At 61.6% G+C, this 6,663-nt stretch carries 7 protein-coding genes; 5 read left to right on the forward strand and 2 right to left on the reverse strand.

What is annotated here, in order from left to right; all coding sequences use genetic code 11:
- Positions 1 to 445, forward strand: a 445-nt coding sequence (locus tag GO986_RS22175) for a hypothetical protein (RefSeq protein ID WP_232337967.1), incomplete at its 5' end; no start/stop codon positions are given.
- Positions 446 to 827: 382 nt separating this feature from the next.
- Positions 828 to 1,331, forward strand: coding sequence for a DoxX family membrane protein (locus GO986_RS22180; RefSeq protein ID WP_369409544.1), 504 nt, complete (start codon positions 828 to 830; stop codon positions 1,329 to 1,331).
- Positions 1,332 to 1,399: 68 nt separating this feature from the next.
- Here GO986_RS22180 and GO986_RS22185 read toward each other — a convergent pair whose 3' ends face one another.
- Positions 1,400 to 2,320 (reverse strand): ferritin-like domain-containing protein, encoded by a 921-nt coding sequence (locus tag GO986_RS22185; protein WP_157461705.1) that lies wholly within the window; start codon positions 2,318 to 2,320, stop codon positions 1,400 to 1,402.
- Positions 2,321 to 3,105: 785 nt separating this feature from the next.
- Positions 3,106 to 4,095 (reverse strand): C39 family peptidase, encoded by a 990-nt coding sequence (locus tag GO986_RS22190; protein ID WP_369409545.1) that lies wholly within the window; start codon positions 4,093 to 4,095, stop codon positions 3,106 to 3,108.
- A gap of 195 nt (positions 4,096 to 4,290) precedes the next feature.
- On the opposite strand from GO986_RS22190, the gene GO986_RS22195 reads away from it, so the two are divergent.
- The 3 genes from GO986_RS22195 (at position 4,291) to GO986_RS22205 (ending at position 6,513) form a co-directional block, all read left to right on the forward strand.
- Positions 4,291 to 4,929, forward strand: coding sequence for a hypothetical protein (locus GO986_RS22195; RefSeq protein ID WP_157461707.1), 639 nt, complete (start codon positions 4,291 to 4,293; stop codon positions 4,927 to 4,929).
- Between the two features lie 484 nt (positions 4,930 to 5,413).
- Positions 5,414 to 5,944, forward strand: coding sequence for a hypothetical protein (locus tag GO986_RS22200; protein WP_198170937.1), 531 nt, complete (start codon positions 5,414 to 5,416; stop codon positions 5,942 to 5,944).
- A gap of 302 nt (positions 5,945 to 6,246) precedes the next feature.
- A complete protein-coding gene (locus GO986_RS22205; protein ID WP_157461709.1) occupies positions 6,247 to 6,513 on the forward strand; it encodes a hypothetical protein in 267 nt (88 codons plus the stop codon).
- Positions 6,514 to 6,663 lie beyond the last annotated feature (150 nt).

The following is a 6,663-nucleotide window of genomic DNA, read 5'->3' on the forward strand; positions in this document are numbered from 1 at the left end:
GACGAAGATTTTGACCGCCCTGACCGCCCTCGCCCTGACCGCTGGTGCAGCGTCCGCAGAAACGAGGAGTAGCAGCGGCAGTCTGAACCTCAATTTGGGCAGCAGCGTGACCGGACTGCTGAGCGGCAACGCCCAGAGCACTGAGGGACAGAACAACAATCAGAGCAGTGGCAGTGTGCTCGGCGTGGCGGGCGCAGTGCTCAACGCCGATGTGAACGCCAGTGGGCAGAGCAGCAGCACCGATGACGAGGGCAACAGCTCGAACAGCCAGGGTGAACTGAACCTGGGCCTGGACAGCGCGCTGGGCGCGATTCTGAGCGCCAGTGGCCACAGCTCCAATGGTGAGAATGGCAGCCAGAGCAGCGGCAGCCTCCTGGGTGGTCTGACGAGTGTGCTGAACCTGGATTTGAATGCCAGTGGCAGCTCGACCCAGACGGGCAACTAATCTCCTGATCAGACGGGTGTGATGACAGACCACGGAGCCCCGCTTTGAGCGGGGCTTTCGCTTGCTGCTTTCAGGCAGAACCGCAGTCACTTGGGCGCACCTGTTCGGGGTGCTCGTGCTGTCCCGCGCGAGTGCGCAGTGTGCAGTTCCCCTCAGCCACTGGGCACACATGAAGGCTTGGTCTAGGGCATGACAGACCCTGTCCTCCATCTAAGCGGCGCTGGGCCGCATAAGACTCTGTATCCAGGCCAACACAACAGGTCCGGTGGAGGTCCTTATGCGTCCAACGTCACCCCCACAAGCACCACCTGTCGGTGTTTCATCCTCGCTCCGTCCTCGTCTTCCGCTCGCTCATCGCCTCGACCTCCACGAAGCCCGGTTGGTGGGCTGGTGGGCCCTGCATGGCATCACCCTGCTCCGCCTCTCGCTCGGGCTCGTGTTCTTCTGGTTTGGCGCCCAAAAGTTCATCCCCGGTCTCAGCAGCGCCGAAGACCTGGCCACACGCACGATCTCCGTGCTGACCTTCGGGCAGTTGCCCGCAGCGATCAGTCTGCCCGTCCTCGCGACCTGGGAATGCTTGATCGGCTTAGGGCTCCTGACCGGCCGATATCTCCGTCTGACCCTGCTGCTCCTGTTCGGTCAGATGGCCGGCACCTTCCTGCCGCTCGTCTTCTTCCCGCACGAAACGTTCAAGTTCGTGCCGCTGGTTCCGAATCTGGAGGGCCAATACATCATCAAGAACCTGGTCCTCATTTCTGGCGCCTTGGTCGTTGGCGCGTTATCACGCGGTGGCGCCCTTATTGCCGATCCCAAGGCCGCACGTGCCGCTGAGCAGACGCAACGACTGCATGCCCGCTTTCGCCGCCGGTTCCACCGTGAGCCCTGAGCACCAGCGCCACTTGACCAGAAAGAGCCGCACTGGCCCCAGGGCCAGTGCGGCTGAATGGCGCCGGGTTACAGCGCGAGAATCTTGCTGAAGTCGCCGCTGAGGCCGTCGGGGAAGAAGCCACCTTTGACGGCGCCCGGGGCCAGAAACACGATGTTCCCCACCTGACGGGGTGTGCGGCTGTAGGCGATGCTGTTGCTGTCGGCCAGCACGATGTTCGCCGCGCCCGCTTCCACGATGCCCTGATCAGTGTCCAGGGCGCCGTCCACGCTGTCGCGCAGGTTGCTGATGGCCTGCACTACGTCCGACACCTTGAGGGCCGAGGTCACGTCCGTGTTGCGCTGCTGGTACAGCAGGGTACGGATCATGCCGGCGTGGTAAGCCTCGACCGCCAGAATGCCGGCTGCATTTTCCAGGTTGCCGCCCGCGCTGGTGTCGGTCAGCAGGCGCGCGGCGCCCTTGTAGGCGCTGACGCCCACGTCCTCAAAGATAAAGGCGCCGTGCAGGAAGAACAGGTCGTTGGCAAAGGGGTTAAAGCCGGTGATGGCCCCGCCCGACGCCGCCGCGCCCGCCGCCGCGAAGGCTGGTCCCAGATCCAGGGTGGGCTGCGCTACGGCGCCCAGGCCCAGCACCTTACGAATAATCTTGACGTGGTTCAGTTCGTCAGTGGCGACTTCGTTGGCGTAGGCAGCCACATCGGCCGAAGCGAACTTCACGCCGTTGCCGTTCTTGCCGGTAAAGCCGGCGGGTAGAATGACCTTGCTGCTGTTGCCGCCGGCCGCGTCCAGTTCCTGCAAGCGGCCCACGGCCGCCAGGTAAAACGCTGCTTCCAGGTATTCCAGGTTGAGGGCGAAGTTGAAAATGGTGGCGTCCAGATTGGGCCGGGCGCCCATGCCCATCGCGGGAGCGCAGCCCGCCAGCAGGCCGGTGGCGGCGGTCGCGCCGGCCACGCCAAGGAACTTGCGGCGGTTGAAGGTAGAGTCAGTCATGGTGGTCCTCCGAGACGGGAAAGAGTGCTTGGGGTCGTGGTCGTGCTCCAGCAGCATATGAAGTGCTTCCAGAGCACGCCCTAAGAAAAGCCTCATCCTTCCCACTCATGACCGAGCACCGTGCGAAGGCCGCGTCCCAATGGCAACGGTCGGTCAAGGCGGGCGACGCGACTCAGTGGGCCTCTCGCTGCTTCAAGTTCAATACGGTTCAACTGGACTTCAACTGTGTGGAACCATACTAGAAATTATTCGTCTACAACGCCGTTTTTCTTCTTAGGGTAAGTTTCTACTCCTACTCTCACTTGAGGCCAAATACAAGTTGTTTGACGATGAGGCCGCTGCCCACGCGTGGATCAGAGACCACGTCACCGTGCATTGAACGGCTGGAGACACGCCGCAATGTGGCTCGCCCTGAGTGTGGCGAGAGGCCCTATGCGCTTTGTCTGCTATCAGGCTGGACTGTCCTGCACGCGTCGGATGAGGACGCCAGCGACACTGTAGACACAGGGCTGGACAGCGGGGTTCGTGAACCAGAACATCCGGTTGTGCTCACCCTGGACGGCCCGAGCCCGTTCGGCCGCTTGCGTGACCCACGTGGCTGTGCCTTCAAAGCGGTGTTGCGTGTCATCGGTGAGCGTCAGGGTGAGGGTAGCCATTGCTCCAGCTTACGCAAGTCGGCGCGAGGCGCCATGGCCCGGCCTCACGGCCGGTGAACACCCCCAGAAACCGTCAGGCCTTTTCTAGGTTGAGCAGGGTCGCGCGCGACACCAATGGGGGGCGCCGTATCAGGCTGGACTGATAAGGTAAGCCAGACCACCAGAATGCCCCAGCCACGCTTGCTCAAAGGCCTGACGCGGGTAGACCCGGCGGACTTCCGCGTCGGTGGATGCCGCCGGGTCATGGATCACGGGGTCACCCTGAGAATCAAAGCCCCGAAGGACGACCAGATGCCCGTCACTGCTGGTGACGGGGGCGCCGGGCAACTCGCCCGCCTGCCAGGCCACACTCAGGATCGGGGCAACGCCGCGGGCCAACTCGTCTTCCGCTGCTTGGAGGTCCAAGAGGCGCGTCAGGTACGCGCGATACCCGAGTTGGCCGGCGTGGGCTACGTTGAAGGCCCAGTTGCCGGCACCGCCGTACGCTTGGTCGAAGACGGCGGCGGCCGTCTCCGGGACAGAGTGATCGGTGCCGAGGCTGTGCAGCACCATGCTCAAGCAGGTGGGACTGCACCAGCCGCTGCCACCCTCATGCACCATCTGAGAGCGCTGCGGCAACGCCAGTTCAGTGCCCCAGTGTTCGGGCCGCCCCAGGCGGGGAACGGTGGCCTGCTGCTGCGCATGGTCCGTCGTACAGAAGGCCAGGAGGCGCAAGGTACTGTCCTGGCCCGTGAGGTGAACACGATACTGAAAGTGCTCCGCGTGAAACTGTAGACTGAGCGTGTCTGTCAGGACGCGGCCATCCTCGTCTTGCTGGTGATTGAGGCTGGTCCGCTCAGCGCTGGGGGTCCAGGTGCCGAAAGTCCACCAGCGGGTCCAGTCGCCTGAAGTGCGGCGGACGCGCACGTCCACTGTGCAGGTGCCGTGTGCGGTGAGGGTGGCATTCCAGGAAGGCAGCAGTTGGTCGAAGGGGAGTGCGGTGAGGGTGGGACTGAGAATGGTGCCCTCCGGGCCATCCACGGTCAGGCCCTGGGGCGTCTGGGTTACTCCATTGAACTGCGCGCCGGTCCAGGCGGCTGGGGTGTCGTGGATCAGCAGGCGGCTTGGCAGAGGACTCACAGTACTGGTCACTGTAAAGGCTTTTGGCGGAGGAACATCGTCATTTTGCTGGTTGCAGATCGTGCTTGCCATCTGCCAGGGTGAGCTGTGTGACCAGTTGGACGACGCAACAGTGCAGGAGATACGGGTTCGTGCCCAGCAGGGCGAAGGAATGGAGATGATCTTCGCTAGCGTCACGTCCCTTAGCATGACCCCATGCGCCGTTTCCTGAGCCTGGGCTGTCTCCTCACATCTGTGGCATTCGCTGCCCCTCTCAATTTCAAGGTTGATCCCGCCCGTCCAAGCGACGCGAGAGATCAAGGTGCGGCTCTTGACCTGCAGTACACGACTCCGGCCTCAAAGGTCGCTCAGCACAGACTGTCAGGGAATCTGAAGACTGGGTTTACCTTGACTTTCCCCACAGCCCCTGTGAAGGCCACTTCGATGACGCTCCATGACCTCATTGTCCGCAAACAGGATTGTCCGGTATTCAAACAACTGGACGATACTTTTAAGGGCAGCGTTGCTCAGCTCTATGTTCGGGCAACAAACCCGGCGGACGACAACCAAATTCTCTTGGAGCGCGGCATTACCTCTGGGAAAGAACGCTCAACCTATGAGCGCTTATACCTGGTATATGTACGCGATACCGTACGCCTTAAAAATAAGATGGTGTGTCAAATGACCCCCGACAGTACGTTGACGTACCAGTATGACGTGGCCCTACGAAGCGGCTGGAACGTGATTGCCGTTCGCTTCTCCGACGATTGGGGTACCCCTTCCGTCTTTACTGTGAGCATGACGAATCTCCCAGCCACGCCGCCTACATTTTGGGCGAGTCGGTTGCGGTATTAGACCTGACGGGAACACTCGCGTAGGAATTGGCCGTAAGGTTGGTGGACATGCTGTGAACGCCTGACGCTCCATTTGCGCCTCGTTGCGCTGCCGCTGACCTGGCTGATCCATTGCTTGCGGCAAGTCAGATTTGTCTGCTGGAAGCAGGACGGCGATGGGGCTCGACCAGTACGTTATGGGTGTGAGGCTCAATAGACTTCATGTCATTCGATACTGGGTTCTGGGCTTCATCCCCTTGTTTACGCTTTGACATGGCATGGGGCTCTCTAGTCTTGCTCTACGTTCGGCGGACCTCTGCCGTTCTCCCGCGTAAAGTGGATTTACGATGAACTTGAGACCTCTTACGCGGACTGGATTGGCTGGGCTCAGCCTGTGGAGCGCGGCAGGCGCCTGCCAGTTCGATTTTGAAGGGATAGAAGCTGATAACACGCTTCAGGTCATGTCACACAGGCGGGTGCCCTGTGCTCAGCCGAGTACAGCCTTCGTGAAGTACACCTGCACGGTGTATCCCAATAAAGCGCCAGCGGTGATCGCATCCCTGGTCTCCACAGCGTGGGGAGGCCCGCAGACCTGGCAGGGTCAACAATGGATTGTGCGGTCTTTCCCAGACCGGATCTATAGCGTGCGTCCACATGGCCAAGGCAGTCTGGTCCACCTGTCCGATCAGTTGAGGGCCTATGAGGTGCTGTCCGACCAACTCCAAGCGGCGATCAAGCGGTCCACAGCCATCAATCCTGCTGCCAACCTTACCTGTAAGCAACTCGGGCTGCAGGATAACCGCCATGTCACGTTTCAAAGTTGCCAAGTGCAGTGGCCGGTGGAGCGCCGCTTTCCGAAGAACAGCGTCCTTGATGTCGATCAAGTGGGCACGCCGCTGATCACCTTCATCTTGCGCACAGTTCGTGACGATTCCCTCCAGGTCAAGGTGCGATACACGTTTGCAGAGCTCTCCATGATAGAGGGGAGGTCGGATTGCGGTTCCAGCGAACAGTTCAGGCTCTCTGTGACTCGGTGAGGACGCCGCGCTGTGTCACTGTTCGCGCCAGCTCTGAGAGCCGGAAATAGGGTTGCTCAGCAGCGTTGAGGAGCGACTCAACGGGTGGGCTGGGCTCACGCGCAGTGCACCTGTGACGTTGCCTGAGTAACAAACAGCGCTTGACCCAGCCCAGCGTGGCTGATCATCACGGGCCGAGGATCAGTGACGTATCTGTGCGAGGAAGACAGCCCTTTCTACCATCCAGTTCAGGGCGTGAGAGGCGCTTCCCCCACTGGGTTGAAGTCTATGCAGCGCCTGTCCTCACCCGTACGCTGTGCGGTGTGTTGATGCTCTGGAGTGGCCTGCTGGGTGGTCTGGCTGTTGCACTGGCCGTGTGGACCGTGCGGCAGGTGCAAAGGTGCCCGGTGGGGTCCTCTTGGCCCCTCGGTGCCCTGCTCGCTCCACCACTCATCCTGCTGCTCCTGATCGGCAGTGTGGGCAGTGGGCAAGCGGCACGTCAAGGCACAGGCCATCCTCCCGAGAGCCAGCGCATGGCCCCTGTGCTCCAGCTTCAGGCCGACTCTCCTCCCCAGGTGTCCTCTACCTGAAGGTGTGAGGCTCTTGCCGCGCTCTTGTTCCGGGCACGCCGCTTGATGGCCGGCGTGCCCGCCTGTCCTCACACCAGCTTGGCCCAGACCTCAATGCACCGGCTGCGCGGCCGATAAGTCGTCTGTTCCTGTCGCCTCCACACTCAGATC

Origin of the sequence: Deinococcus arboris (genome assembly GCF_009755355.1) — a bacterium.
Taxonomy (GTDB): Bacteria; Deinococcota; Deinococci; order Deinococcales; family Deinococcaceae; genus Deinococcus; species Deinococcus betulae.